The organism is Candidimonas nitroreducens (genome assembly GCF_002209565.1).
GTDB classification, from domain to species: domain Bacteria; phylum Pseudomonadota; class Gammaproteobacteria; order Burkholderiales; family Burkholderiaceae_B; genus Candidimonas; species Candidimonas nitroreducens.
In genome coordinates this window covers 52,933-78,298 of the sequence record NZ_NJIH01000015.1, presented here as the reverse complement: position 1 = coordinate 78,298, position 25,366 = coordinate 52,933, and the positions used below count along the sequence as shown (strand labels likewise).

The following is a 25,366-nucleotide window of genomic DNA, read 5'->3' as shown; positions in this document are numbered from 1 at the left end:
GAAAATAAGGGCCGTCAGTGGAAACGGACAGCAGTATAGCCCAGTGCCTGATTACCGCAGGGCGGCCCTAGTAGCGCCCCGACAGCAGGCTGCCTGCCTGCGGCGCCCGGGCCTCCAGGCCCAGTTCCTTGAGCATGCGGTAGACCGTGGCAACGGCCGCGGTGACCACCGGCAGGCCGAGCCGGTCTTCGACCTGCTGCACCGACTGCAGCGAGGGCATTTGCACGCAGGCCGACAACACCACCGCGTCCACGCCGCGCGTGTCCAGGCGCTTGACATGCTCGGCTGGCGCCAGCGGGTTCTGACGCCCTACTTCCAGGTTGTCGGGGATCTCCAGCGACAGGCTGTCGTGCACTTCGATGCCCTCGCTTTGTATGTAGTCCACCACCAGCCCGGTCAAGGGCTTCATGTAGGGCGTCAGCACCGAAACCTTTTTCGCACCCAGCGCATGCAGCCCCTGCACCAGCGCCCCGGCGCTGGAAACCACCGGCGCGGATGCGCCGTTGGATGCCGTGGCTGCGTGCAGGCGCTGTTCCGACTGGCGGTGGTAGCCCGGCCCCTGGCTCATGATGGCCACCAGGCAGGCATAGCCCAGCACGTCCACGCGCGCGTCCGAGAGTTCCAGCGCGCAGCGGTCTGATTCGGTGTCCATCTGGCGCAGCTCTTCGGCCGTCACCTTCTTCATGCGCATGCGGCTGGAATGGTAGGTGAAGCGCTCGGGAAACAGCTCGCGGCGGCTGTCGAGCATGAGCGGGATCTCGGTCTCCATGGTCGTGTTCGAACTGGGCACGATCTGGCCGATGCGATAGGTGCGGACGGAGTTTTCCAACATAGAGAGCCTCTCGGGGTACGGTTTGATGTCTGGGGCCGATGGACAATGATGGCGTATCGATGCGCTGGGCACCAATACCGAATTCATATCGAGATCGAGCTTTGCCCTATACTTGGACGGCCCCGAGCCCGGCGCGGCCGTCCACGGCCAAGCCGGGCCACAGTCCTTGGACATTCGTGTGGAATTACGCCAGCTACGCTACTTCGCGGCCCTCGCCGAAGAACTGAATTTCACCCGTGCGGCCGACCGCCTGCACATCTCGCAGCCGCCGCTCAGCGCGCAGATTGCGCAACTGGAGCAGGAGCTGGGCGTGCAGCTCTTACATCGCAATAGCCGCAGGGTCAGCCTGACCGACGCCGGCGTGGCCTTCCTGCAGGACACGCGGCTACTGCTGCAGCGCCTGGACGAAGCGCAGCGCCACGTGCGCCAGATACACGAAGGACTGGCCGGCCGGGTCGAACTCGGCGTGTCCGGCTCGCACTTCCTGGGGCCCCTGCCGCAGCGCCTGGGGCTGCTGGCGCAGGCCCGTCCTGAAATCGTCGTCGCCATCCGGGAGCTGTCGCCCAGCCGCCAGATCGAGGCCTTGCGCGAAGGCCGCATCGACCTGAGTATTTCGCGCCAGCAGGTGGACGATGAAATACTGCGCAGCCGCCTGCTGTGGCCCGACCCGGTCGTGGCCGCGCTGCCGGCGGCGCATCCCCTGGCGCTGCCCCCAGCGCACACCCTGCCGCTGGCATCGCTGGCAACAGAACCCTTCATCATGCTGGAGCGCGAGTCGTCGTCGTTTGCGGCGCGCGTGTATCGGGCCTGTGCCGCACAAGGCTACACCCCGCGTGTCACACACACCGTGGTCGAGGTTCCCACCCAGCTAAGCCTGGTGCAGGCCGGCCTGGGCATTGCGCTGGTGCCGGCCTCGACCAGCGCTTATCGCCCCGACGGCCTGGTCTTCCAAGCCCTGGACGCGGCGGATCTGCAGGCCGACGTCTACGCCGTGACGCGGCGCGACAGCCGCAATACGGCGCTGGAAGCCATTCTGGAGTTCCTGGCACCGCAGGCGCACACCGAATAAGGCTTTCGCCGCCAGCAGTTGAAACTGTCGAAAATTGAAAATGTCGAAAGTTGAAACCGCTGACGATTTCAACTTTCGACAGCTTCAACTGCCGACGGCTCAACTCCCGACGTCTCAACTGCCAACGGCTTCAACTGCCGACAACATCCACTGCTCTTGCGGGCCACCCCAAAGTATCGTTGGCCCGCCGTACCCTCAGTTCGTCAGCGAAATACCGGTTTCCTTGACGAAGGTGTCCCAGCGCTTGAATTGCTCGCGCGCATAGCGGTCGGCGCTGGCGCCATCTTCGGCCATCACCTCGAAACCCAAAGCAACCAGCTTGGCCTTGACCTCTTTGTCGGTCAAGGTTTTCTGGAACGCCTGGGTCAGCGTCTTCGCGGCATCGTCAGGTATGCCGGACGGCGCGAAAATACCGATCCACGAATAAGCGTCATAGCCCGGAAAGCCCGACTCCGCCACCGTGGGGGTATTGGGCAGATCCGCCAGGCGCTGGGTGCCGGTCACGGCCAGCGCCTTGACGGCACCCGAAGCAATATGCGACTTCAGCGCGGCATAGCTGAGCGTCGTGAAGTTGACGACCTTGCCCAGCACCGCCTGCACGGCGGCGCCGCCCCCGCCAAAGGGCACATGCAGAATGTCCACCTTGGCGCGGCGCTTCAGATCCTCGATGGCCAGATAATTCAGCGAGCCCGCGCCGGTCGAGGCATAGGTGAACTTGCCCGGGCTCTGCCGGGCGGCCTGCAGGAACCCCTTCAGATCCTTGCCCGGCGTCGTGGGCGAGGCGGCGATGACCAGCGGGAAACGCAGCGCCAGCGCAATGCCGCGGAAATCCTTGAATGTGTCGTATGGCAGATCGGGATGAACGATAGGGTTGATGGAGTGCGAGTCGAAACTGACCAGCAGCGTATTGCCGTCGGGCTTGGAGCGCGCCACGTATTGCGAGGCAATCTGGGTCGCGGCGCCCGGCTTGTTCTCGACGATGACGGTGCGCCCCAGCAGTTCCGCCAGCTTGGGCTGGATGATGCGCGACGCGATGTCGGTACTGCCGCCGGGCGGAAATGGCACCACCAGCCTCACGGGCGCGCCATCGGCATACGCCGGCCCCGCCAGCCCTGCGGCCAGCAGGCAAGCGGCGCCCAGCTTCAGAAAGCCTCCCCTCAGAGGCTGAAAGTATTGAATGGCCTTGATCATGCTTCTTCCTTTTATGTTCGAGTGCTACGCGAATAAAAAACAGAAAGGCATAGGCGCGAGACGGGCATCGTCTCACAGCCATGAACACAGGAACGCCGCGGTCAGTGCAGCCTGGCGTCGAACAGCCAGCGCCTGCCCTGGTCGTCGGCCAGAGTGGCCGCCTCTATGCTGGCCTTCGCAAGCACGCCGCCGGGCACGACATCAATGCCGAGGTTCGGCAGCACAACCCGACAGGCCTGGTTTTCCATGACCTGCATGCTGGCTTGCGCCAAGCCGGCCAGCGTTTGCGCCACGGCCTCGGGCTGCGCGGCCCGGATCCGGATCGCATCGAGCGCTCGGGCGCCGTTCGCATGCCGCATGAAGCGATCCATCCAGACATATTCAGGCGTCAGGTGCTGGCAAAAATACACCCTGAACCCGGGTATGGGCTGTGTGGCAAAGTGCACCGTCCTGAAGCTGACCACATGGCTTTTCCCATCGATTACGATCGGGCGTTCCAGATGCGTGACCGGCTTTACGTCGAACTGCCCGCGCTTCAGATGCTCGTATGTCTGCAGGGCATCGGTGCTGCGGAACACCAGCGCATCCAGGCCGGCCGGTGAATCCGCGATGTCCTTGCGCGCCGGCGGCTGCCCCTGCGGCCAGCCCATCAACTCGATATAGTTGTCTCGCAGCATGATGAGCCGATTCATGGAACCCAGATTATGGGTTGCCAGATCGGTCAGGCAATATCCGTCATCTTCGAAGGACGGCGCAAGAGCCACCAGGCGATCGCGCAGCATCAGAACCAGATGGTCGAACGAAAGTGTGTCCACGGCAAAGGGATCCCGGTATTCAGTATTTATTATTGCTTGCAGGCTTTTTTATGTATCTTTTGAATGTATCTTTCAAATGTACTCAAATATGAGCCCCGCGCCAAGCAGAAAGCCTGGACTACCGCGCCGACCCGCCCAATCCTCGTGGCGTGGTCTCGGTCTTCCGACACAGGGCTTTTTGACAAGACTTTGAAAAATACGCTAGAATTTCGTTCCTTTTAAAGGCGGTTAGCTCAGTTGGTTAGAGCGCTACGTTGACATCGTAGAGGTCGCTGGTTCGAATCCAGTACTGCCTACCACCCTCCTCTCGCAGCGCCACGCCTGTTCAGGCAAAACTCCCACCCGAAGCCCCACAAAATCAACTGCTTGGCGCAAAGCCAGACAAAAGAAACGCCGCAATTGCCGTGTCTGAAAAAAGCACAGGCAAAGCTCGAAGCGTGCATCTCTGAATGTACCTCCGGCGTTCTGGCGGTTCCGAATCCTCAGGGCCGTTCGCCCGCGCGAGGCAGATGCCATCGCGCGGCTTCTTCGATCAGATTTTCCTGTAGCAATTTGGCGGCCTGGCTCATCACGCTGTCCTTGGGCCAGACCAAGGCCAGCGCCAGATCTTTGACGGCAAGCAAGTGGCGCGCAAGCAGGCCATGGCGCTGCGCGTAGCGGGCGCCCAGGCCTTCCACGATGGCAATGCCCAGGCCCTCTTCGGCCAGCGCGCAGGCGGCCGAAGATTGCGCCACCTCGGTCATCGGGCTGTACGCCAGGCCCAGACTTTCAATTGCACCGCGCGTTGCACGGCCGGCGGGCAGGGCCGTGGCGAGCACGATCGGACTCGTCGCGGCAACCGCGCTCAGGGTAAGCCTGCGCCGTTCGGCCCATGGATGATCCCGCCGCAACACGGCAAACAAGCTCAAAGGCGCCAGCTCGAGCGCCGCGACCCGCAACGTGTCGACGGGCGCGTCCACAATAATGCCCAGGTCGATCCGATGATCCACCGCCATCTCGACAATATCCAGCGAAGTGCCTGCCCGCACCGCAAGCGCAACGCCGGGGTAGGCCTGGCGCGTACGGAATAAAGCAGGCGGCAGCAGGCTGGATGCGGCGATGGCCACAGCCCCTACCGCAATGCGCGCCTGCGCGCCCTGGCGTATGTCGCCCGCAAGCCGGTCGGCGGCTTCGATGCCCGCAAGGGCATTGAGCACCTCGGGCATCAAGGCCCTGCCCTGGCTGGTCAAGCGCAGCCTGCGATGCTCGCGGCTGAACAGGCCGAAGCCCAGGCGAACTTCCAGATCGCGCAGCAAGGCGCTGGCCGCGGGCTGGGTCATGCTGACGGACGCAGCTGCGGCCGTTACCGTGCCATGCCTGTACATCGCGCGCAGCAGCGCCAATTCACGTCGGCTGAACATATTAAATCTGTATAAAACAATCCAAATTATCTATTTGACCATATATATGTAGTACTGCAACATCAACGGTACAAAGCAAACTTCCCGATCAAACTCTACCCCTGCCATGACCGCCAATACCATCGCGTCCGTAAAGTGCATACCGATGCGCCTGCCCTTTCATCACTGGAGTCCACCGCCCCTGTTCGCCGGCAAGCCGCGCGACCGGCTCGACAGCGCCCTGGTGCGCCTGGAAGCCCGGGACGGCACGGTGGCCTGGGGGGAAGCCTATTGCGTCGAGCCGCAAGCACTGAAGGCCATTTTCGAGAAACTGATAGCGCCCCTGGCCGCAGGCCAGGAAGCCGACGACCCAACGCTAATGCCGGCCATGCAGCGCACACTGCACAATCTGGGCCGTTCAGGCCCCGTCGTCCACGCGCTGGCCGGCCTGGACATCGCCCTGTGGGATCTGCGGGCCAAGCGCGCCCGCGCCCCGCTGTACGAGCTACTCGGCGGCAAGCGCAGAAGCCGGATACCGGCCTATGCCTCGCTGCTGCAGTACTACGATAACGCGCAGCTTCTCGAGGCGGTAACGACGCGCGCCTTGCACGAGGGGTACACCGAATTGAAATTGCATGAGCGTACCGCTGGCGCCTTGGCGGCTGCGCGCCGCGCCGCGGGCCCAGGCACCCGCATCATGGTGGACACCAATTGCGCCTGGCTGCCCGACGAGGCCCCGGCGGCCATTGCCGCCATGAAGCCATACGAGCCGTACTGGATCGAAGAACCTTTGTGGCCGCCCGAAGACGACAAGGCGCTCGGCCTGCTGGGCCGCAGCTGCAATGTCGCTTTGGCCGTCGGTGAAAATGCCAGCAGCGCCTACGCACTGGAACGATTGATAGAAGAGCGGGCGGTGCGCTACGTGCAGCCCAGCGTCATCAAACTCGGACTGAGCGCTGCATGGGATATTGCTGCCCGATGCCGCGGCACGCCGGTAACGTGCGCGCCACAGGCCGCGTTTTTCGGGCCTGGCTACCTGGCCAGCCTGCACCTGCTGGCTGCCCAGCAGGCCGAAGCTTCGCTGGAACGGCTCTATGTCGAGCTTGCCCATGTGCCCTACGCACGCACGGTTCCGGTCGAGAACGGCTGGGTGCACGTGCCGGACACTCCCGGCCTGGGCGCCGATCCGGAACTCGAACTGGCACAAGGGCATTTCCAGCATTGAACCGGCGAGACGGCCTGCAGCCGGGCCGGCTCATCGGAAAACACCGCCGCATCGCCACGCGTCGCTTTCACAACCGGAGACAAGCATGAATACATCACGCAGAACTTTTATGGCCCGGACATGGCCACTGTTCCTGGGCGCATCGCTCGCACCGCGCATCACTTGGGCGGACAGCGCCAAATATCCCGACAAGCCCGTGCACTTCTATGTCCCCTACCCGCCGGGCGCCGCCACCGATACGATCGGGCGCATGACGGCCCAGGTATACGCCCAGGCATACGGACAGCCGTTCGTGGTAGAGAACCGAGGCGGCGGCGGAACCACAATAGGCACTCGCGCACTGGCAAGCGCCAGCCCCGACGGCTATACGATAGGCATGGTCGACTCGACATTCGTCATCAACCCCGGCCTCAGAGGCGCGCAGCTGCCCTACGATACGCTGAAGGATTTTGCGCCCATTTCATTGATAGCCACGGCCCCCTTCGTCCTGGTGGTGCATCCTTCGGTGAAGGCAAACGACCTGAAATCGTTCATTGCGCTGGCAAAGGCCCAGCCCGGAAAACTCACCTTCGGCTCGGCGGGCATAGGCAGCGGGCCGCACCTGGCCGGCGAGCAGCTGCGCCAAGAGGCTGGAATCGACATACGGCACATACCTTACCGCGGAGGCGGCACGGTAATCAGCGATCTGCTCGGAGGCCAGGTGTCATGCGCTTTTGCAACAGTACCCACCCTGGCTCCGCACATCAAGGCCGGGCGCCTGCGGGCCCTGGCGGTTACTAGCGTGCACCGCACCAGCCTGCTGCCCGATGTGCCGACATTCAGCGAATCAGGCCTGCCGGGGGTGGACATCTCTCCCATATTCGGCGTGATAGCGCCCGCGGGCGTGAATGCGGGCATTATCGACAAGCTGGCCGGCACACTTGGCCAATCCGCCCACAGCGGAGAGCTGCACCAGAAATTGACCCGCATGGGCTTTGACGCCGTCGGCAGCACACCGGCCGAATTCGGCAAGCGCATCCGCAGCGAAGTCGCCAAATGGAAGCAGGTCATTCAGCGCGGCGGCATCAAGCCAGAATAAGCGAAGCGCCGGGCCAGGATTCACGTGCCGCTCAGCGCGGCCCCAGGATCTTGCCCAAGTCGTCGGGCTGCGGCATGCCGGTAAGCCGCTGCACGAGACCTTGGTCGTCTTGGTAAATGATGCCGGGCGTGCCCCGGAAGCCCATTTCCGCCATCAGCGCCTGGTTGGTGCCCAGAACCTTGCGGACGTCCGGCGGCACGCTGGCCGCGGGGGCGATGCCGCCCTTGTCGAAATCGCGCTCGTTCTGTTCCAGCGCGGCCGACTGGTCTTTGGCACCGAGTATGGCAGCGGCCTTGGTGCTGCTGTCGGCCTTGATGACCCCCACCAATAGATCGCGCACCTGCACCTTGCCGGCATCCACCCATGGGCGTGCCGCTTCCCAGAAGCGGTGGCAATAAGGGCAGTTCGCGTCGGTGATCATGTACACGACGCGCGGCGCGCTGGCCTTGCCGTCGAGCACCCAGGTGTAGGACTCGAGTTTGGCCCAGAGGGCATCGCTCATGGGCTTGGCCATCAACTTCTGCACCAGCGCTTCGTCGACGACGCGGCCGTCGGGGCTGACACGGGTGCCTACGATGGCATTGCCGTCCGGCGTGACATAAACAGTGGTGGGATCTTCGCCGGCCATGCCGGCAAAGCCGCGCAAGCCCTGCCCGGCCTTGAATTCCTGCACATCGTCCAGCCCCTGCTTTTGCAGCGACTGGATCACCGCCGGGTAGTTGGCGTTGGTGGTGCTCGTGGTGCTCGTGGTGCTCGCAGCATTGGTGGCGCTGGCGGCGCTCGCGGCTTTGTCCGCGCCCCCGTCGGCGGCAACGCTGGCACAAGCGGCGGCCAGCAAGGCCGTGCCGGCGAATAAAGAAATGAAATACTTGCGTGCGAACATGGTCTCGTTCCTGTGTGCACCCGCGGCGCGGGTAGGCTAGACGTCCAGTGTACGACTGCTGCGCACCGCGAAGTAGAACCATTCATTACCCGGCAAGGCATGCGGGTTGGGAAAGACCACGTAGCCATCGCGCTCGGCGCACACCAAAGTGCCGTCGTGGCGCCGGCCTATGGGTTCGCCCTTGGCCACCGGGTCGAAACTGGCCCAGGGCCGCAGCAGTGTGTCGCCGGAGTGATCCATATCGACGACATCTTCCAGGTGATACACGGTGAACTGCGCCGCCGGCGGCTGCAGCGGGATGCGCGCCATGCCCAGCAAGGCCAGGGTCTGGCGGATGGCGTGATAGGCGACTTCCGGCGCCTGCGGGTCGTCATGCTGGCCGCATTCGAGGGTGACGCCGTAGCCGCCGCGGCTGCGCATATATTCCGCGGTGCCCACACCGTAGGCGGCATCCAGCAACTCGACGGGCGCGTCGGGCCGCAGACGCCGGCGGCGCTCGACGCCGCGCTGGTAGGCCTGCATCCAGCCCTCTACCACGCAGCGCGCCCCCAAGTGGGCCACCAGGCGTTCTTCCTCGCCCTCATGGGAAAAGGGTTCGAGCTGGCCCGCATTGTTGCGCGGGCCGAGCATGGCGAAGGGCTGGCCACCGGTGTGGAAGGAATGCAGATCGAGCAAGACGTCGTGCGCGGCCAGCCACGGGCATAACACGTCGGCAACCCGGTCTTCGTAGTCGCCGGCGCTGTTGCCGGGTCGCAAATTGCGATTCAGGTTGCGATCGCCCTGCCGCGCTTTCTTGGCATAGGCGTAGGGGTTAGTAACGGGCAACAGGGTCAGCAGGCCGCGCTCGATTTCCAGCCGGCCATTCTGGATGTCGTCCAGCGTGCGCCGGATGGCCTGGGTGCCGCAGGTCTCGTTGCCGTGCACCGCGCCGGTGACGATCAGCCTGGGCCCCGGGGCCAGGGCGGCGAACTGGTGAGCGTGCAGATAGGCGGCAGGTGTTGTGTCATTCATGTTGCGCTCCTCTTTCTGGCGTACCGCGGGCTTTGCCATGCCTGGCAGTGAAAGCCGTGGCCGCATTGTGTGTGCAGCGTCTTTTCGTGCAAAGCTGGCGATGCAGTGGGTCGGCCATGACTGCCGTCGTGGCCGCGGCCGCATCACACGGTTTGTGCGTCCTTATCAACTACTGCGCCGTCGCCCTGGGCCACTGCACGCATGAAGGCCTTGATTTTTTCTGCCGACTTGATGCCGGGGGCAGATTCCACGCCGCTGCTGACATCGACCGCGTAGGGGCGCAAGTCGCGAATCGAAGCAGCCACCGTCGCGGCATTCAGCCCGCCGGCAAGTACCACGGGCCTGCTGCCGGGCTCGCGGCGCACGGCGTCGAGCAAGGACAGGTCGAAGGTCTTGCCGCTGCCACCGTAGCCCGGGCTGTAGCTGTCGAACAGCCACGCGGCCGCGGCGCCATGCTGCTGCGCGGCCGCCAGCACGCCCTGCGGCGTATCCAGGCCCGGGGCGCCAAGGCGAAAAGCGCGCATATAGGGATGGTGGAAACCGGCGCAGTATTCAGGCGGCTCGTCGCCATGGAATTGCAGCAGCCCGGGGCGTACCTGGTCGATCACGGCCTGCACCTCGTCGCGCGGCGCATTGACGAACAGGGCCACCACGTCGACGAAGGCCGGCACGGCCGCACGCAGGCTGCGCGCCTGCTCCAGGCCAAGCAGGCGCGAGCTTTGCGGATAAAACACGAAGCCCACGGCGTCGGCACCGGCGCTCGCGGCGGTGGCTATATCCTGCGGGCGGGTGAGTCCACAAATCTTGACTCGGGTACGTGGATGCGGCATGAATTCCTGGAACGATAGAAAAGAGAGGCTTCGACCGGCGCGCCAGCGGCGCCTGCCTATGTTACCAGCCGGCAGCACTCATTCCCGCCCCGCCCGAGCCCGGGAAAACGCCAGGAAGCCGGGGCCCGAACCCTACCAGCCGGGGATGCGTGCCAGTGCCTCTTGCGGGCTGCCGGCGGGCAAGCCATAGCGGGCCGGGTATTCCACCTGCGCGAAATACAGGCCGTCGGCGGCGAAGGTCGGTGCGGCCAGGCGCCTGTCTTTCTGCGCCAGCAGATCGCGCATCCAGCCGGGCTGCTGCCGGCCCAGCCCGACATAGACGAGCGCACCGATCAGGTTGCGCACCATGTGATGCAGGAATGCGTTGGCCCTGAGGGTGAAGATGAAATACTCGCCGTGCCGCACGATACCCAGTTCGTGCAGCGTGCGCACCGGGCTGGCCGCCTGGCATTGCGAAGAGCGGAAGCTGCTGAAGTCGTGCTCGCCGAGCAGGTGCGCGGCGGCTTGGGCCATGGGCTCCAGCTCCAGCGACCGGGCCACCCACCCCACTCTGCCATGCGCCAGGGGCGCACGCACACGGGCATTGCGCAACACATAGATGTAGGTGCGCGACAGCGCCGCAAAGCGGGCGTGGAAATCATCGGGCACGGCCTGCGCCCATTGCACGGCGATGCTGCTCGGCAACAGCGCGTTCAGGCCGCGGATCCAGGACTCGTCGCGCCGCTGTGCCGTGGTGTCCAGGTGCACCACCTGGCCCAGCGCATGCACGCCGGTGTCGGTGCGCCCGGCACAAATGGTGGCGGCCGGCCCGGCCAGGAACTGCGACAAGGCAGCCTCGAGCGCATCCTGCACGGTGCGCCCGCCAGGCTGCGTCTGCCAGCCGTGCCACGGGGCACCGTCGTAGCTGATCCCCAAGGCCATGCGAACCATCTCAACTCCGTGGAATGAGCCCGGACGCGGCACAGTCCCTGCGGACTGTGCGGCGCCTGGCGAATCCGAGCGGCATACGGGCCACGAGGTGGGCGAGCCCGGACACAGCACAGTCCCTGCGGACTGTGCTGTGCCTGGCGAATCCGGGCGGCATGCAGGCCGCGAGGTGGGCCAAGCGCGCCACCTCAGGTCTTGGCGGCGGGGGGCTCGTCGCTCGGTGGCTCGCTCAGGTCGAGATTGATCTTGTCGAGTTTTTCCTGAACCATGGCCTCGGTGATGGCCGAGGGATGGTCGTCGCCGTCATCGTCGCGGGCGATGTTGGCCCGGCGCAGCAGCCAGGCGATGATCAATACGATAAGCGCCAGTAGCCCCGTGATGGCGCCTAGCATGTGTTCTTGGATCCACGACACCGATTGCCCTGCCTTGTTCGAAGTCTGTTGCGTAGCCGAGCCCGCGGCATCCGCAGCGCCGTTGCCCGCCTGCCCGCCGGAATGCGCGGCGGAGCCCGATGATGACCCGGCGGCGCCCGCGCCGGAGCCAGTGGCCGCAGAGGAGCCGTCGGCCGCGGAAGCCTGTGCAGCCCCGGAGCCCGAAGACGCCGCCGTACCAGCCCCTGCCGCGGCTAAGCCCGAGGAAGCCGTACCGGCAGTGCCAGCACCGGAGCCTGACGACGGGGCCGAACCCGCTGAGCCGGACGCCGAAGCCGTCGCGCCGCCCGCCGCGGCAGCGCTGAGGCCGGAGGCCGCTGCGCCGGCGGTGCCTGCGGCACCCGCCGTGCCGGCACCGGAGGAACCCGCAGCCGCCCCTGCGGCGCTCGAGCCCGAACCTGCGGAGCCTGAATTCAGTCCCGCAGCGCCGCCGGCGCCTGCAGCACCCGCAGCGGCACCCTGGCCGGATCCGCCCGCTTTCCCTGCCGGGCTCGCCTGGCCTTGCGCAGCGGCGCCACCGTTTGCCACCTGCCCTGCCTGCGATACGTCGGACTGCGCCCGCAAGGCGCCGCCCACGGCGGTAGAGCCCGACCGCCCATCTGCGCCGGCCGATGCGGCGTCGGCCAACATCCCCGAACCTGCGTGCGAGGAACCGGCCGAAGCGCCCGCGCCGGCACTACCGGCACTACCGGCACCCACGGTGCCCGGCACGCCCGACGCCGAGGCGGAAGCCAGCAAGGCGCCGCCAGCGACACTGCCCGCGGCAGTTGAACCTGAATTGCCGGAACCTGCACCATTGCCGCCGCCCTGCTGGCCATGCAGCGCCTGGCCCAGCGCGCCGATATTGCTTTCCAGTTCGGAAATTCTGTGCCGGGAATCGGCAATTCCCTTGCGCAGGGCGACCTTGTCGTCGGCCCGCGCATCGCTCGCGGCGCCGCTGGAAAGCTCGAGCCGGTCGCGCGGCTGCGGCGCCGGCGAATTGCCTGCGCCCGCCGCCGTGACCGCGCCGCGATCGGCCACCTGATCGGGAAGCGCAGCCATGCCGGCGCCGGCCAGCCGCTGCCGATAGCGCGCGAATTCCAGCGCCTGTTGCTCGAAAATGCGGCGCGCCTCGCGGTCGCTGATGGCGGTCAGCACCGAGATGTCGGGGACGTGCAAGGTGGAGCCGGCCTTGACCAGATTCATGTTGTCATGAATGAAGGCCCGCGGATTGGCGCGCAGCAAGCCCACCATCATCTGGTAGACGGTCACGCCCGGCACCGCGTGGCGGCGCGCCAGCACGAATAGATAATCGCCATCGCGCACATGGATGCGCGCATGCGCCGCCGCGCCATGCTGGCCCGGCGCGCCTGCACGCGAGCCGCTGGCGGCCCCGCCGGCGACGCTGGCAGCGGACGAGCGCGGCGCCGGCGCCAATACGCTGACCTGGTATTGCTGGCGGCCGGCAGAGGTCTGCACCTCGAGCAGCAGGTCGGCCACCGGCTTGTCGAAGGCCTGGGCCGACGTGACATGGACGATGCGCACGCCAGGCTGCGGGCCGTCATCCACGCCGACGCGCAGGCTGGACAGTTCCGCCGGCGGCACCAGCCCCGCACGGGCCCACGCCGCGGCCGGAGCCAGCGCCACCTTCAGCGTGCGCAGTTCTTGCGCCGACAGGCGCACGATGGGCACGTCGATACGCAGCGGCTGCCCGGGCCTGGACACGATGCGCGTGTGCCCCAAGGAAGCCGCAGCGGCATTGCATGACAAGGCGACCGCGGCCGAGACGGCCGCTGCCAAAGGTATGGCGCGCCACCGCCGGGTCGTCGCGGCCGAGCGGGTCGCCGGCATGTTCAGAGCTCGCCCAGCACGATGCGCAGCATGCGGCGCAGCGGCTCGGCCGCGCCCCACAATAATTGATCGCCGACCGTAAAGGCGCTGAGATATTCCGTGCCCATGGACATCTTGCGCAGACGCCCCACCGGGATGTCCAGCGTGCCGGTGACGGCCACCGGGGTAAGATCCTTCATAGTGGCCTCGCGCTCGTTGGGAATGACCTTGGCCCACTTGGAGCCCTCGCGCAGCATGGCTTCGATCTCGTCGAGAGGCACGTCGCGCGTAAGCTTGATGGTCAGGGCCTGGCTGTGGCAGCGCATGGCGCCGATGCGCACGCACAGGCTGTCGATGGGCGTAAGCGGGCTGCCGAAGGCCGGCCCGCGGCCCAGGATCTTGTTGGTTTCGACCTCGCCCTTCCATTCTTCGCGCGACATGCCGTTGCCCAGGTCTTTGTCGATCCAGGGGATCAGGCTGCCGCCCAGCGGCACGCCGAAGTGCTCGTGCGGCAGACTGTCGTCTTGCTGCGCGCGCAGCACGCCGCGGTCGATTTCAAGAATAGCCGAGGCCGGGTCGTCCAGCAGGCTCTTGACCGCGCCATTGAGCAGCCCGAACTGGGTCAGCAGTTCGCGCATGTGCTGCGCTCCGCCGCCCGAGGCCGCCTGGTAGGTCATGCAGGTCATCCACTGCACCAGGTCGTTGTTGAACAGGCCGGCCAGGCCCATCAGCATGCAGCTGACCGTGCAGTTGCCGCCGATGAAGTTCTTGATGCCGCGGCTCATGGCGGCATCGATCACCGGGCGATTCACCGGGTCGAGCACGATGATGGCATCGTCTTTCATGCGCAGGGTGCTGGCGGCATCGATCCAGATGCCGTCCCAGCCGGTGGCGCGCAATTTGGGGAAGATCGCGGTGGTGTAGTCGCCGCCCTGCGCGGTGACGATGATGGGCAGCTTCTTGAGGGCCTCGATGTCGTGCGCATCCTGCAGCGCAGGCGCGCCCTCGGCCCATTTGGGGGCCGGGCCGCCGGCATTGCTGGTGGAGAAGAACACCGGCTCGAACAGGGAAAAATCATTCTCGTCGCGCATGCGCTGCATGAGCACCGAACCCACCATGCCGCGCCAGCCGACCAAACCTACCGCTTGCTTCATTTCGAATCGCTTGAAAAAGGAACTATCTGGGAAAATCTTTGAAAATCAGGTATTACCGCACTATTTTAATGCTTTCAGAACGGCGTCGCCCATCTCGGAGGTCGACACCTTGTGCGAGCCTTCTTCGTAGATGTCGGTGGTGCGCAGGCCTTGTTCCAGCACGGACTGCACCGCGGCCTCTATGCGCTTGGCCTGGGCATCGGCATCCAGCGAATAACGCAGCATCATGGCCGCCGACAAAATAGTGGCTAGCGGATTGGCAAGATTCTTGCCGGCGATGTCGGGCGCCGAGCCGTGGCTGGGTTCGTACAGGCCCTGGTTCGAGGCATTCAGCGAAGCCGAGGGCAGCATGCCGATGGAGCCGGTCAGCATGGCGGCTTCGTCGGACAAGATGTCGCCGAACAGATTGCCGGTGACGATCACGTCGAATTCCTTGGGCGCGCGCACCAGCTGCATGGCGGCGTTGTCGACGTACATGTGCGAGAGCTGCACGTCGGGGTAGTCGCGCGCCACTTCGGTAACGATATCGCGCCAGAACTGGGAAGTCTCGAGCACATTGGACTTGTCGACGCTGCACAGCTTGTGGCCGCGCTTGCGCGCCGCCTCGAAGCCCACGCGCGCAATGCGGCGCACTTCGGTATCGGCATAGTGCATGGTGTCGAAACCCTGGTGCTCACCCTTGAACGGGCCTTCTGCCACGTCGCGCACGCCGCGCGGCTGGCCGAAATAAATGTCGCCGGTAAGTTCGCGCACGATCAGGATGTCGAGGCCCGAGACGACCTCGGGCTTAAGCGACGAGGCATTGGCCAGTTGCGGATAGAGTATCGCCGGGCGCAGGTTGGCGAACAGGCCGAGCGCCTTGCGTAGGCCCAGAATCGCCTGCTCGGGACGGAATTCGCGCGGCAGGCTGTCGTACTTCCAGTCGCCTACGGCGCCGAACAGCACGGCCGAGGAATTCTTGGCCAGTTCCAGGGTGGCCGGGGGCAGCGGATGCTCGAACTCGTCGAAAGCGGCGCCGCCCACGGCGGCGGTCTGCGTTTCCAGATCCATGCCCAGCGCGCCCAGCACGCGCTGCGCCTGCTCGACGATTTCGGGCCCGATGCCGTCGCCCGGCAGTACAGCGATTTTATGACTCATGATCCATCCTGAAAAACAAGGCTGCGCCCGCGCCGCAGCGCGGGGCGCCGTAACATTACTTTATAAAGGGAAACACCGGGGCTAGCCAAGCCTGGCCTGCCCCCGCGCGGCGAAAAACCCGCAAGCTGTGCGATTCCCGCAACTGCTGCGGGCGCGAGGGCCGAGCCCCCGCGCCGCTTGGCTTACAAGCCGCAGGGCCTGTCAGCGTCCGCCGGCCAGCGGCCGCGCTTCCAGCCAGGGGTAGCGCGCCAGATGCGCGGCCTCGAAGGCGCGGATCTGGTCGGCCTTCTGCAGCGTCAGGCCGATGTCGTCCAGCCCATTGACCAGGCAGTGCTTGCGGAACGGCTCGATATCGAAGCCGATCTCGCGTCCGTCCTGGGCGATGACGACCTGGCGTTCGAGATCGATGCGCAGCTGGTAGCCGACGAAGGCCTTGACCTCGTCGAACAGGCGCGCCACCTCGAGCTCGGACAGAATGATGGGCAGCAGGCCGTTCTTGAAGCTGTTGTTGAAGAAGATGTCGGCGTACGACGGCGCAATGATGGCGCGAAAGCCGTACTGATCCAGGGCCCACGGCGCGTGCTCGCGGCTGGAGCCGCAACCGAAATTCTTGCGCGCCAGCAATATGGACGCACCCTTGTAGCGCGGCTGGTTCAGTATGAAGTCGGGGTTCAGCGGCCGCTTGCTATTGTCCATGCCGGGTTCGCCATGGTCGAGATAGCGCAGTTCGTCGAACAGGTTCGGGCCGAAGCCCGAACGCTTGATGGACTTCAGGAACTGCTTGGGGATGATCAGGTCGGTATCGACGTTCTCGCGGTCGAGCGGGGCGACGATGCCCTTGTGTGTGGTAAATGCCTGCATGATGGTTTCCTCTGGCCCGGGGCCTTCTAGACCGAACGGCCCCCGGCGAACTTAGCGAAAATTCCTGACGTCGACGAAATGGCCGGCCAGCGCCGCAGCCGCGGCCATGGCGGGGCTGACCAGATGAGTACGCCCGCCCTGCCCCTGGCGCCCTTCGAAATTACGGTTCGAGGTGGACGCGCAGCGCTCGCCCGGTTCGAGGCGGTCGGCGTTCATGGCCAGGCACATCGAGCAGCCCGGCTCGCGCCACTCGAAGCCGGCGGCCAGGAAGATCTTGTCCAGCCCTTCCTGCTCGGCCTGCTTCTTTACCAGGCCCGAGCCCGGCACCACCATGGCCACCTTGACGTTGGACGCCACACGCTTGCCGCGCGCCACCTGCGCCGCGGCGCGCAGGTCTTCGATGCGCGCATTGGTACAGGAGCCGATGAACACTTTGTCGACGCGGATGTCGACCAGCGGCGTGTTGGGCTTCAGGCCCATGTACTGCAGTGCGCGTTCCATGCCGCTGCGGCGCACGTCGTCTTTTTCCTTGTCGGGATCGGGCACGCGCGCGTCCACCGGCAGCACCATTTCGGGCGAGGTGCCCCAGGTAACCTGCGGCACAATCTGGCGCGCGTCGATCTCGACCACGCGGTCGAACTTGGCGCCCTCGTCGGAATGCAGCGTGCTCCAGTACTTGACGGCCTGATCCCACAACACGCCGGTGGGCGCGTAGGGGCGGCCGCGGAAATATTCTATGGTCTTGGCGTCCACCGCCACCATGCCGGAACGGGCGCCGGCCTCGATGGCCATATTGCACACCGTCATGCGGCCTTCCACCGACAGGGCGCGGATGGTGCTGCCGGCGAATTCGATGGCGTGGCCGGTGCCGCCGGCCGTGCCGATCTTGCCGATGATGTGCAGCACCACGTCTTTGGCGGTGCAGCCCACGGGCAGTTCGCCCTCGACGCGGATCAGCATGCTCTTGTTTTTCTTCATGAGCAGGGTCTGGGTGGCCAGCACGTGCTCGACTTCGGAGGTGCCGATGCCGAAGGCCAGGGTGCCCAGCGCGCCGTGCGTGCTGGTGTGGGAATCGCCGCAGACCACGGTCATGCCCGGCAGGGTGGCGCCCTGCTCGGGCCCGATGATGTGCACGATGCCCTGGCGCAGGTCGTTCATGCGGAATTCGGTGATGCCGTATTTGTCGCAGTTCTGGTCGAGTGTGTCGACCTGCAGCCGCGAGACGGGATCCTGGATGCCTTCGGCGCGCGCAGTGGTGGGCACGTTGTGGTCGGCCACGGCGAGGTTGGCGGAGATGCGCCAGGGTTTGCGCCCGGCCAGCGCCAGGCCTTCGAAGGCCTGCGGGCTGGTGACTTCATGCACCAGGTGGCGATCGATGTACAGCAGACAGGTGCCGTCTTGCTCTTGGTGCACCACGTGGGCGTCCCAGAGTTTGTCGTAAAGTGTTTGAGGCATGGCTAGCTCGCAGCGTAGACGTGATGGAAATACGGGGGAAATGTTCGTAACGACTTACTTACGAACTATTATGCCATCGCGACAACCTAGTACAAGTCTATATAATATACTGGTATAAATAGTGCTATCTTGTGGTTTTTTGTGTGCGTCTTATGTCATGTCTTATGTGTCTTATATCTCTTATGCGTTTGTGCGCGAATTTCGGGAGACCGTTTGGTTCTAAAGCCGCCGGGGCAGCCCCGGCGGCTTTAAAACTTACAGCCAGCCGTATTCCGCAAGCGTGAAGGTGTTAACGTAAATCGGGCCTCGCTTGAATCCACCCGGAGACCAGTCGGGGACGAGTCCCCGCTCCACGACGAGAGACGTGCCGGACAAGCCCAAGAACCCAACAGCCCAAGAATCCAAGCTCTCGAGACGAATACACGTAGCAAGCCTACACGATCCGTCACTCGGAATTCAGTGACCCTCGCATCAACCGCACTGCGCCCGATGGCGCAGCGCATGATCCATTAGCACAATGGCCAGCAGAGCCTCGGCGATGGGCGTAGCGCGTATGCCCACGCAGGGGTCGTGGCGCCCCAGCGTCTGCACTTGCACCGGATTGCCTTCGCGGTCGACCGAACGGCGCTCGATCCGGATGCTGGAAGTCGGCTTGATCGCCAGCGACACCGTAATCGGCTGGCCCGTGGATATACCGCCCAGCACACCGCCGGCGTTGTTGCCGACGAAGCCCTGCGGCGTCAGCTCGTCGCCGTGCTCTGAACCGCGCTGCGTGATGCAGCCGAAACCCGCCCCGATCGACACACCCTTGACGGCGTTCAGGCCCATCATCACGTGGGCGATGTCGGCATCGAGCCGGTCGTACAAGGGCTCGCCCCAGCCGGCCGGCGGGTTTTCCGCCACCACCTCGATGCGCGCGCCGATGGAATCGCCGTCGCGGCGCAGCTGATCCATATAGGCCTCGAGCTCGGGTACGACTGCCGCGCAAGGCGCGTAGAACGGATTGCGCGGCACTTCGTCCCAGGACTCGAACGGTACGGCGATGGGCCCGAGCTGGCTCATGTAGCCGCGGATGCGCATGCCGTGTTCGCGCGCCAGCCATTTCTTGGCGATCGCGCCGGCGGCCACGCTGGGCGCGGTCAGGCGCGCCGAGGAACGGCCGCCGCCGCGCGGATCGCGATCGCCGTATTTTTGGGTATAGGTGTAGTCGGCATGCCCGGGCCGGAAGGTGTCGGCGATCTTGCTGTAGTCCTTGCTGCGCGCATCGACGTTGCGAATCAGCATGGCAATGGGCGTGCCGGTGCTGCGCCCCTGGTAGACGCCCGACAGGATCTCGACCTGGTCGGTTTCCTGGCGCTGGGTGACGTGGCGCGAGGTGCCCGGGCGGCGCCGGTCGAGTTCGGCCTGGATGTCGGCCTCGGATAATTCCAGCCCCGGCGGGCAGCCGTCGACGACTGCGCCGATGGCCGGGCCGTGCGATTCGCCGAAATTGGTGACACAGAAGATCTTGCCTAGGGTATTGCCGGACATGGTGCGCGGGATCGTGGAATGGGATGGGACGGGCGGCGGCAAAACAAGGCCGCCGCAAGCCGCATTATGGCATTACTCGACCGCATTGCCAGTCACCGGCCTATGCAGCAGGGCCAGCCACGAGCAATGAAAGGTGCCACCGTGCAGCTTGCCCCCGAGGCTGGAAATAAGCGCAGCTTATTTTCGACAAGCCGCGTTGGTACGGGTGTCGTCCGATCCCACCATTTTCATCAAGGCGGCGGCTCGCTTCTGGCGCATGCTGCCGCGGAACTCGCCGACGCGCGCTCAGGAAGAACAGCTCAGTTCCAGCCCACTGGCCCAGTCGGGCGGCAGCGCGGCGTATTGCTCGTAGCCGGGGCGCGGCGTGCAGGGGTCGCGCAGCAGCATCAGCAGGGTTTCGATTTCGCCGGCGTCGCCCTGCTTGGCGGCGCGTATGGCCTGCTCGGCCAAGTGGTTGCGCAATATGTACAGGGGGTTGACGCGGTTCATGGCTGCCTCGCGCGCGCTTGCGTCGCTGCCTTCGGCCTCGGCGCGCGCCAGATAGCGCGTCAGCCACGCCTGGGCGGCCTCGCGGTCGATGAATAAGTCCAGGAACGGCGTGGCGTCGCGCTGCGCGCCGGCCAGCCTGCGGAAGCTCAGGGTGAAATCGGCGCGGTTTTCGTGCAGCAGCCGCCACCAGCCGTCGACGAGCCCGGCATCGTCGTCCTGCCACTGGCGCAGGCCGAATTTGTCGAGCATGCGCTGGCGATAGGCATGCAGGAAGGCATCTTCGAATTGCTGCAGTTCCTGCTTGAGCGCATCGGGCTCGATACCCAGGCTCACCAGGCTGTTGGCCAGGCGGTACAGGTTCCAGTGCGCCACCGCCGGCTGGGCGTTCCAGGCATAGCGCCCCTGGGAATCGGAATGATTGCAGACGTGGCGCACCTGGAACACGTCCATGAAGCCGTAGGGGCCGTAGTCCAGGGTCAGGCCCAGGATCGACATATTGTCGGTGTTCATGACCCCGTGGCAGAAGCCCACGGTCTGCCACGCGGCGACCAGCTCAGCGGTGCGGCGCACCACGGTGCCCAGCATGCGCAGCGCCGGGGCGTGCGGGCCGCCCTCGCCGCCCGCGTCCAGGCATTCGGGATAGAAACGGGCAATGACGTAGTCCAGCAGCACCCGCAGGTTCTGCGGCGAGTCGTGCCAGTGCTCGAACGAGCCGAAACGCACGAAGCTGGGCGCCACCCGGGCGATGATGGCGGCGGTTTCCACGGTCTCGCGATACACCGGGTCGTCGGACACCACCAGCGCCAGCGCCCGCGTGCTGGGTATGCCCAGCCCCGCCATGGCTTCGCCCGCCAGGTATTCGCGCACCGACGAGCGCAGTACCGCGCGGCCGTCGCCCATGCGGGAATACGGCGTACGCCCGGAACCCTTGAGCTGCAGTTCCATGGGCCCGTGAGCGGTACGCACCTCGCCCAGCAAATGGGCGCGGCCATCGCCAAGCTGGCCCGCCCACACGCCGAACTGGTGGCCGCTGTACACGGCGGCCAGGGGCTTGCCGCCAGCCAGGGCACGCTGGCCCGAGCACACTTCCAGGAATTCGGGGCGCCGCAGCGCCTCGGGCGCCAGGCCCAGCAGCGCGGCCACTTCGGTATTGGCGTGCAGCAGCCGGGGCTGCGTCAGCGGCTGCGGCGCGAGCCGCGTGTAGAAGGCGGGCGGCAGGTCGGCGTAGGAATTTTCGACCGGCAGCCGGTCTATGGAATCGCAGCCCGCTGATATGCCCGGTAATGTGTCTTGTAGTGTCATGGCGCATGCCCACCCTGTGCGGCGCCGCGCGCCTTGGCCGCCTGTTTCGCGGCGCGCTTGGCGGGACGCACATAGAAAATGGCGCATAAATAGAAGATTGCCGACAGCACGACTTCGATCCAGGCCATTTCGGCCGACAGCGGAGCCGGGTCGGAATAGGCGCGCACCGCGCCTTCCATCAGATACAGCAGGATCAGCATGCTGGCCCATTGCATGGTGTAGATGCGCCCCTTGAGCACGCCGCGCAGCGGCAGCAGCAGCGGCAGCACCTTCAGCACCAGCAGCGAACCGCCCGGACGCAGCGGCGCCACGCGCAATTCCCACGCCAGGCACAGGACGATCAGGGCGACCAGGCTGAGCACCGCGCCCAGCCACAATTTGGAACTTGATTGAGGATTCATACTGGTATTATCCCTCGAATGCGGATACGGAATCCGGCCGCATGCGCGGCGCGCCCGAGCCCGGGCCGCGACGCCTCGCAACGCTGGCGGCGCACCTGCGCCGCCGCCATGATCGGCCGCATGGCGGCGGCAACCAGGAGACCGGCACATGACGAATGCCCCGACACCGCAAACCCGTACCGAGGCCCTTCCCCCGGCTGCGGACGGCTCCGGCGCGGCGCCGCACGGCGCTGGCGCCGGCCCGTCCCCCGGCACCGATATGCCGGGCGCGGCCGTGCCCGGCAACAGGGCTGCAGACAGCGCCGCGCCCTGGATTCCCGCCCACGACGAGCACCCCCCGCCCGGCCTGCGCGACCTGCCCTGGAGCCAGCGGGCCGTCAAGGTGCTGCGCTACGCGGCGCGCCGCGCCGCCGACCAGAACCTTACCCAGACCGCCTCCAGCCTGACCTTCACGACGGTGCTGGCGATCGTGCCGATGCTGGCGGTGGTGCTGTCGCTGTTCACCGCGTTTCCATTGTTTTCCGACTTCCGCCAGGCCCTGGAAGACTTCCTGGCCAACAACCTGATGCCCGCCACGGTGTCGGACACGGTCATGAAATACCTGAACATGTTCGCCGCCCAGGCCTCGCGCCTGACGGCGATCGGCGGCGTGTTCCTGATCGTGACCTCGATCTCGCTGATCATGACCATAGACCGGGCGCTGAACAATATCTGGAATGTCAGGAACCAGCGCCCGCTGGGGCAGCGCATACTGATGTACTGGGCCATTATTTCGCTGGGGCCGGTGCTGGTGGGCGCGAGCCTCTGGGCCACGTCGTTCCTGGCGCGCGAGTCGCTCGGCCGCGTGGCCGAAGTTCCGGCGGTCATCGGCCTGGCGCTGTCCTTCGTGCCGGTGGCGGCCACCGGCCTGGGCTTCACGGTGCTGTTCAGCATGGTTCCCAACCGCGAGGTGCGCTGGAAGGACGCCATGGCCGGCGGCTTCGGCACGGCCATCGTGCTCGAGATCATGAAGGCCGGCTTCGCCTATTACCTGACCCGCTTCCCGTCCTACACGGTGATCTACGGCGCCTTCGCCACCGTGCCGATTTTCCTGCTGTGGATCTACATGTCGTGGCTGGCGGTGCTGTTCGGCGCCGCCGTCGCCGCCACCCTGCCGCTGCTGCGCCTGCGGCGCTGGGCAGAGCACCCCGCCCCCGGCGCGGCCTTCATGAACGCAATGGGAGTGCTGGCCCAGCTGCACGCCGCCCGCAACGGCCCCGAGCCCGGGCGCAGCATGCAGTTCCTCAGCAACCATCTGCACGTCACGCAAGAAGAGCTGCTGCCGGTGCTGGATGCGCTGACGCAGCTGGGCTACGTGGCGCAAACCCGCGACAAAAGCGGCCGCTGGATGCTGGCCTGCGATCCCAGGCAGGCGCAGCTGGGCTCGGTGGTCGACGCGCTGCTGATAGACCGTAGACACAGCGGCCTGGAGCTGCATCCCCGGCTGCAGCAGGCCCTTGCGGACACCTTCGCCCCGCCCCTGGATCGCGACCTGCCGCTGGAAGACATCCTGGGGGCCGGCGCCAGCGAACCGGACGCCCAGGGCGCAGCCTGATCCCACGGCGGGCTCTGTCAGAGCGCCCACAAGGGGTTTGGCGATGCCGGGCCTCCGGGCGCGCCGGCAGGCTAAGTTGCGGGTGGTTACGCTATAGTGCGGCGCCGCTACCGGAAAGCGCCGTTATGATGCAAAATAGGAATACGGCAATCGCCATGCGGGAGGCAACCATGTTGAAAGTCAGTGAAATTCTGCGCGTCAAGGGCAACGCGCTTTATACCGCCACGCCCGACATACCCATCATCCAGGCCCTGGAAACCATGAGCGAGCAAGACATCGGCTCGCTGGTCATCATGGAACACGGCGAGCTGGTGGGCATGCTTACATTCCGGGAAATCATCCGCCACTTGCACGCCCATGGCGGCAACACGGGCTCGAACACCATACGCAGCATCATGGACGACGCGCCGCTCAGCGTCTCGCCCAATACCGACGCCGACGAGGTGCAGCGCCTCATGCTCGAAAAGCACGCGCGCTACATTCCCGTCATGGACGGCCCCATGCTGCTGGGCGTCATTTCCTTCTACGACATGGCGCAGGCCATCGTCGCGGCCCAGCAGTTCGAGAACAATATGCTCAAGGCCTACATCCGCGACTGGCCCGGCGATTCCGAGTCCGCGCAGGCCTGAACCGTCCAGCACAGCAAACCTAGGCACGACTTAGCCCGGCGGGCTGTGTCGTGCTTTATTGTGTTCGGCGCCATGCCGGCGACCAGGCAAACGGCCGATGCAGCGCGGCACACGGGCCGCAGCGCCCTAACGGAGGATGGTAGTTGCGGCCACCCCCCCAGGATGAAAGAGGCTTCTTTCACATTAAGCGCTGTGCAGCAGCAGCTCCGACCAGGCTCGTTCGATCAGCTGCGCGTCATTGCCGTCCAGCAGGCGCGGATCCGACAAGGTTCGGCGCCAGTGGCGCGCACCGCTGCGGCCGTTGACCCAGCCCAGCAAGGGACGCACCACGATGCGCAGCGGCACGCCCCTGGCCACTTCGCGCGCCGCGTAGGCACTGAACGCATGCACCACCTGGCCGGGCTCGGGTAGCGGCGCCGCAGGGTCGATCAGGCGCGTCAGCGACGTCAGCACGGCCGGATCGTGCCAGGCGGCGCGCCCCAGCATCACGCCATCGAAATCGCGCAGCAAGGCCTGCGCCTGCGGCGCTTCGGTGATGCCGCCATTGAGCACAATGCGGCAATCGGGAAAATCGCGCTTCAGCTGCAGGGCGTCGGCGTAGCGCAGCGGCGGTTTCTCGCGGTTGTCCTTGGGCGACAGGCCCTTGAGTACCGCATTGCGCGCATGCGCGATGAACACGCGGCAGCCCGCCGTGTACAAGGTTCCGACGAAATCGCGCACGAAGCCATAGGATTCGTCGTAGTCCAGGCCGAGCCTGTGCTTGACCGTGACCGGCACCGAGACCGAGTCCTGCATGGCCTTGACGCAATCGGCGACCAGCCGCGGCTCGGCCATCAGGCAGGCGCCGAAGGCGCCGCGCTGTACGCGTTCCGAGGGGCAGCCGCAATTCAGGTTGATCTCGTCATAGCCCCATTGCTCGCCCAGGCGCGCGCAATGGGCCAGCAGTTCGGGCTCGCTGCCGCCCAGTTGCAGGGCGACCGGCTGCTCGGCGGGGTCGAAATCGAGATGGCGCGCCACGTCGCCGTGCAGCAGCGCGCCGGTGGTGATCATCTCGGTGTACAGGCGCGCGCCCGGCGCCAGCAAGCGGTGAAAGTAGCGGCAATGGCGGTCGGTGACGTCGATCATGGGCGCGACGCACAGGCGCCACGATGCGGCCGCCGCCGGCCTGGCGGCGGAGGAAGCCGGGGCCTGCGCCCCGCCCTGCGTTGGTATTGCCTGATGCTGCATGCAGCCCTCATTCTGGCCGGGAAATGCCGGCGCCGGTATTTTACGCAAAAGCGCCATGCCACCCGCGCGCCTCCCGCATACGCGCACCCGATCCGGCATAGCGCCAG

Annotated in this window: 22 protein-coding genes and 1 tRNA gene; 6 read left to right on the top strand and 17 right to left on the bottom strand. The window is 65.8% G+C overall.

The features are described from left to right. Positions 1–67: 67 nt before the first annotated feature. Positions 68–832, bottom strand: a complete 765-nt coding sequence (locus CEY11_RS22450; protein WP_088605660.1) for a maleate cis-trans isomerase family protein — start codon at positions 830–832, stop codon at positions 68–70. A 178-nt stretch (positions 833–1,010) separates the two neighbouring features. Here CEY11_RS22450 and CEY11_RS22445 point away from each other — a divergent pair, with 178 nt between their 5' ends. After that, the gene (locus CEY11_RS22445) at positions 1,011–1,901 is read left to right on the top strand and encodes a LysR substrate-binding domain-containing protein (protein ID WP_088605708.1); all 891 of its coding nucleotides are present in this window, start codon (positions 1,011–1,013) and stop codon (positions 1,899–1,901) included. A gap of 195 nt (positions 1,902–2,096) precedes the next feature. On the opposite strand, the gene CEY11_RS22440 is transcribed toward CEY11_RS22445, so the two are convergent. Continuing rightward, positions 2,097–3,092, bottom strand: coding sequence for a tripartite tricarboxylate transporter substrate binding protein (locus CEY11_RS22440; RefSeq protein ID WP_088605659.1), 996 nt, complete (start codon positions 3,090–3,092; stop codon positions 2,097–2,099). A gap of 101 nt (positions 3,093–3,193) precedes the next feature. Beyond that, entirely contained in the window at positions 3,194–3,907 is a 714-nt protein-coding gene (locus CEY11_RS22435) for a VOC family protein (RefSeq protein WP_233155029.1), read from the bottom strand. A gap of 222 nt (positions 3,908–4,129) precedes the next feature. On the opposite strand from CEY11_RS22435, the gene CEY11_RS22430 reads away from it, so the two are divergent. Then, positions 4,130–4,206, top strand: a tRNA-Val gene (locus tag CEY11_RS22430). Positions 4,207–4,389: 183 nt separating this feature from the next. Here CEY11_RS22430 and CEY11_RS22425 read toward each other — a convergent pair. Further along, on the bottom strand, positions 4,390–5,307 hold the full coding sequence (locus tag CEY11_RS22425; protein ID WP_088605658.1) for a LysR family transcriptional regulator: 918 nt from the start codon (positions 5,305–5,307) through the stop codon (positions 4,390–4,392). Between the two features lie 106 nt (positions 5,308–5,413). Here CEY11_RS22425 and CEY11_RS22420 point away from each other — a divergent pair, with 106 nt between their 5' ends. Both CEY11_RS22420 and CEY11_RS22415 read left to right on the top strand, forming a co-directional pair. Beyond that, positions 5,414–6,511 (top strand): mandelate racemase/muconate lactonizing enzyme family protein, encoded by a 1,098-nt coding sequence (locus tag CEY11_RS22420; protein WP_088605657.1) that lies wholly within the window; start codon positions 5,414–5,416, stop codon positions 6,509–6,511. Positions 6,512–6,596: 85 nt separating this feature from the next. Beyond that, the gene (locus CEY11_RS22415; protein WP_088605656.1) at positions 6,597–7,589 is read left to right on the top strand and encodes a Bug family tripartite tricarboxylate transporter substrate binding protein; all 993 of its coding nucleotides are present in this window, start codon (positions 6,597–6,599) and stop codon (positions 7,587–7,589) included. Between the two features lie 31 nt (positions 7,590–7,620). Here CEY11_RS22415 and dsbG read toward each other — a convergent pair whose 3' ends face one another. The 12 genes from dsbG to CEY11_RS22355 form a co-directional block, all read right to left on the bottom strand. Further along, positions 7,621–8,472: a thiol:disulfide interchange protein DsbG gene (gene dsbG / locus CEY11_RS22410; protein ID WP_088605655.1), complete on the bottom strand. Its 852-nt coding sequence runs from the start codon at positions 8,470–8,472 to the stop codon at positions 7,621–7,623. Between the two features lie 36 nt (positions 8,473–8,508). After that, complete coding sequence (locus tag CEY11_RS22405; RefSeq protein ID WP_088605706.1) at positions 8,509–9,483, bottom strand: M14 family metallopeptidase; 975 nt, start codon at positions 9,481–9,483, stop codon at positions 8,509–8,511. Between the two features lie 143 nt (positions 9,484–9,626). Then, positions 9,627–10,313: a phosphoribosylanthranilate isomerase gene (locus CEY11_RS22400; protein ID WP_088605654.1), complete on the bottom strand. Its 687-nt coding sequence runs from the start codon at positions 10,311–10,313 to the stop codon at positions 9,627–9,629. Between the two features lie 132 nt (positions 10,314–10,445). Then, on the bottom strand, positions 10,446–11,243 hold the full coding sequence (gene truA / locus CEY11_RS22395) for a tRNA pseudouridine(38-40) synthase TruA (RefSeq protein WP_088605653.1): 798 nt from the start codon (positions 11,241–11,243) through the stop codon (positions 10,446–10,448). A 185-nt stretch (positions 11,244–11,428) separates the two neighbouring features. Then, entirely contained in the window at positions 11,429–13,501 is a 2,073-nt protein-coding gene (locus CEY11_RS22390; RefSeq protein ID WP_088605652.1) for a type IV pilus assembly protein FimV, read from the bottom strand. Between the two features lie 2 nt (positions 13,502–13,503). Then, the gene (gene asd / locus CEY11_RS22385) at positions 13,504–14,634 is read right to left on the bottom strand and encodes an aspartate-semialdehyde dehydrogenase (RefSeq protein ID WP_088605651.1); all 1,131 of its coding nucleotides are present in this window, start codon (positions 14,632–14,634) and stop codon (positions 13,504–13,506) included. Positions 14,635–14,694: 60 nt separating this feature from the next. Further along, positions 14,695–15,771: a 3-isopropylmalate dehydrogenase gene (leuB, locus tag CEY11_RS22380; protein WP_088605650.1), complete on the bottom strand. Its 1,077-nt coding sequence runs from the start codon at positions 15,769–15,771 to the stop codon at positions 14,695–14,697. 201 nt (positions 15,772–15,972) lie between these two features. After that, positions 15,973–16,632, bottom strand: a complete 660-nt coding sequence (leuD, locus tag CEY11_RS22375) for a 3-isopropylmalate dehydratase small subunit (RefSeq protein ID WP_088605649.1) — start codon at positions 16,630–16,632, stop codon at positions 15,973–15,975. Positions 16,633–16,683: 51 nt separating this feature from the next. Then, positions 16,684–18,087 (bottom strand): 3-isopropylmalate dehydratase large subunit, encoded by a 1,404-nt coding sequence (leuC, locus tag CEY11_RS22370; RefSeq protein WP_088605648.1) that lies wholly within the window; start codon positions 18,085–18,087, stop codon positions 16,684–16,686. Positions 18,088–18,558: 471 nt separating this feature from the next. After that, positions 18,559–19,617, bottom strand: coding sequence for a chorismate synthase (aroC, locus tag CEY11_RS22365; RefSeq protein WP_088605647.1), 1,059 nt, complete (start codon positions 19,615–19,617; stop codon positions 18,559–18,561). Positions 19,618–19,902: 285 nt separating this feature from the next. Then, complete coding sequence (locus CEY11_RS22360) at positions 19,903–21,408, bottom strand: protein adenylyltransferase SelO (protein ID WP_088605646.1); 1,506 nt, start codon at positions 21,406–21,408, stop codon at positions 19,903–19,905. Next, a complete protein-coding gene (locus CEY11_RS22355; protein ID WP_088605645.1) occupies positions 21,405–21,809 on the bottom strand; it encodes a DUF2069 domain-containing protein in 405 nt (134 codons plus the stop codon). The genes CEY11_RS22360 and CEY11_RS22355 overlap by 4 nt, the downstream gene beginning before the upstream one ends. A 259-nt stretch (positions 21,810–22,068) precedes the next feature. On the opposite strand from CEY11_RS22355, the gene CEY11_RS22350 reads away from it, so the two are divergent. Next, on the top strand, positions 22,069–23,403 hold the full coding sequence (locus tag CEY11_RS22350; RefSeq protein ID WP_088605705.1) for a YihY family inner membrane protein: 1,335 nt from the start codon (positions 22,069–22,071) through the stop codon (positions 23,401–23,403). A gap of 170 nt (positions 23,404–23,573) precedes the next feature. Further along, the gene (locus CEY11_RS22345) at positions 23,574–24,032 is read left to right on the top strand and encodes a CBS domain-containing protein (RefSeq protein ID WP_088605704.1); all 459 of its coding nucleotides are present in this window, start codon (positions 23,574–23,576) and stop codon (positions 24,030–24,032) included. Positions 24,033–24,215: 183 nt separating this feature from the next. On the opposite strand, the gene dusA is transcribed toward CEY11_RS22345, so the two are convergent. After that, positions 24,216–25,157: a tRNA dihydrouridine(20/20a) synthase DusA gene (gene dusA / locus CEY11_RS22340; RefSeq protein WP_233155031.1), complete on the bottom strand. Its 942-nt coding sequence runs from the start codon at positions 25,155–25,157 to the stop codon at positions 24,216–24,218. Positions 25,158–25,366 lie beyond the last annotated feature (209 nt).

What these genes read in the sequence shown, in the direction of transcription:
- CEY11_RS22450 (WP_088605660.1), bottom strand. Translation starts at nt 832, where the DNA reads ATGTTGGAAAACTCCGTCCGCACCTATCGCATCGGCCAGATCGTGCCC.
- CEY11_RS22440 (WP_088605659.1), bottom strand. Translation starts at nt 3,092, where the DNA reads ATGATCAAGGCCATTCAATACTTTCAGCCTCTGAGGGGAGGCTTTCTG.
- CEY11_RS22425 (WP_088605658.1), bottom strand. Translation starts at nt 5,307, where the DNA reads ATGTTCAGCCGACGTGAATTGGCGCTGCTGCGCGCGATGTACAGGCAT.
- CEY11_RS22420 (WP_088605657.1), top strand. Translation starts at nt 5,414, where the DNA reads ATGACCGCCAATACCATCGCGTCCGTAAAGTGCATACCGATGCGCCTG.
- CEY11_RS22415 (WP_088605656.1), top strand. Translation starts at nt 6,597, where the DNA reads ATGAATACATCACGCAGAACTTTTATGGCCCGGACATGGCCACTGTTC.
- dsbG (WP_088605655.1), bottom strand. Translation starts at nt 8,472, where the DNA reads ATGTTCGCACGCAAGTATTTCATTTCTTTATTCGCCGGCACGGCCTTG.
- CEY11_RS22405 (WP_088605706.1), bottom strand. Translation starts at nt 9,483, where the DNA reads ATGAATGACACAACACCTGCCGCCTATCTGCACGCTCACCAGTTCGCC.
- CEY11_RS22400 (WP_088605654.1), bottom strand. Translation starts at nt 10,313, where the DNA reads ATGCCGCATCCACGTACCCGAGTCAAGATTTGTGGACTCACCCGCCCG.
- truA (WP_088605653.1), bottom strand. Translation starts at nt 11,243, where the DNA reads ATGGTTCGCATGGCCTTGGGGATCAGCTACGACGGTGCCCCGTGGCAC.
- CEY11_RS22390 (WP_088605652.1), bottom strand. Translation starts at nt 13,501, where the DNA reads ATGCCGGCGACCCGCTCGGCCGCGACGACCCGGCGGTGGCGCGCCATA.
- asd (WP_088605651.1), bottom strand. Translation starts at nt 14,634, where the DNA reads ATGAAGCAAGCGGTAGGTTTGGTCGGCTGGCGCGGCATGGTGGGTTCG.
- leuB (WP_088605650.1), bottom strand. Translation starts at nt 15,771, where the DNA reads ATGAGTCATAAAATCGCTGTACTGCCGGGCGACGGCATCGGGCCCGAA.
- leuD (WP_088605649.1), bottom strand. Translation starts at nt 16,632, where the DNA reads ATGCAGGCATTTACCACACACAAGGGCATCGTCGCCCCGCTCGACCGC.
- leuC (WP_088605648.1), bottom strand. Translation starts at nt 18,087, where the DNA reads ATGCCTCAAACACTTTACGACAAACTCTGGGACGCCCACGTGGTGCAC.
- aroC (WP_088605647.1), bottom strand. Translation starts at nt 19,617, where the DNA reads ATGTCCGGCAATACCCTAGGCAAGATCTTCTGTGTCACCAATTTCGGC.
- CEY11_RS22360 (WP_088605646.1), bottom strand. Translation starts at nt 21,408, where the DNA reads ATGACACTACAAGACACATTACCGGGCATATCAGCGGGCTGCGATTCC.
- CEY11_RS22355 (WP_088605645.1), bottom strand. Translation starts at nt 21,809, where the DNA reads ATGAATCCTCAATCAAGTTCCAAATTGTGGCTGGGCGCGGTGCTCAGC.
- CEY11_RS22350 (WP_088605705.1), top strand. Translation starts at nt 22,069, where the DNA reads ATGCCGGGCGCGGCCGTGCCCGGCAACAGGGCTGCAGACAGCGCCGCG.
- CEY11_RS22345 (WP_088605704.1), top strand. Translation starts at nt 23,574, where the DNA reads ATGTTGAAAGTCAGTGAAATTCTGCGCGTCAAGGGCAACGCGCTTTAT.
- dusA (WP_233155031.1), bottom strand. Translation starts at nt 25,157, where the DNA reads ATGATCGACGTCACCGACCGCCATTGCCGCTACTTTCACCGCTTGCTG.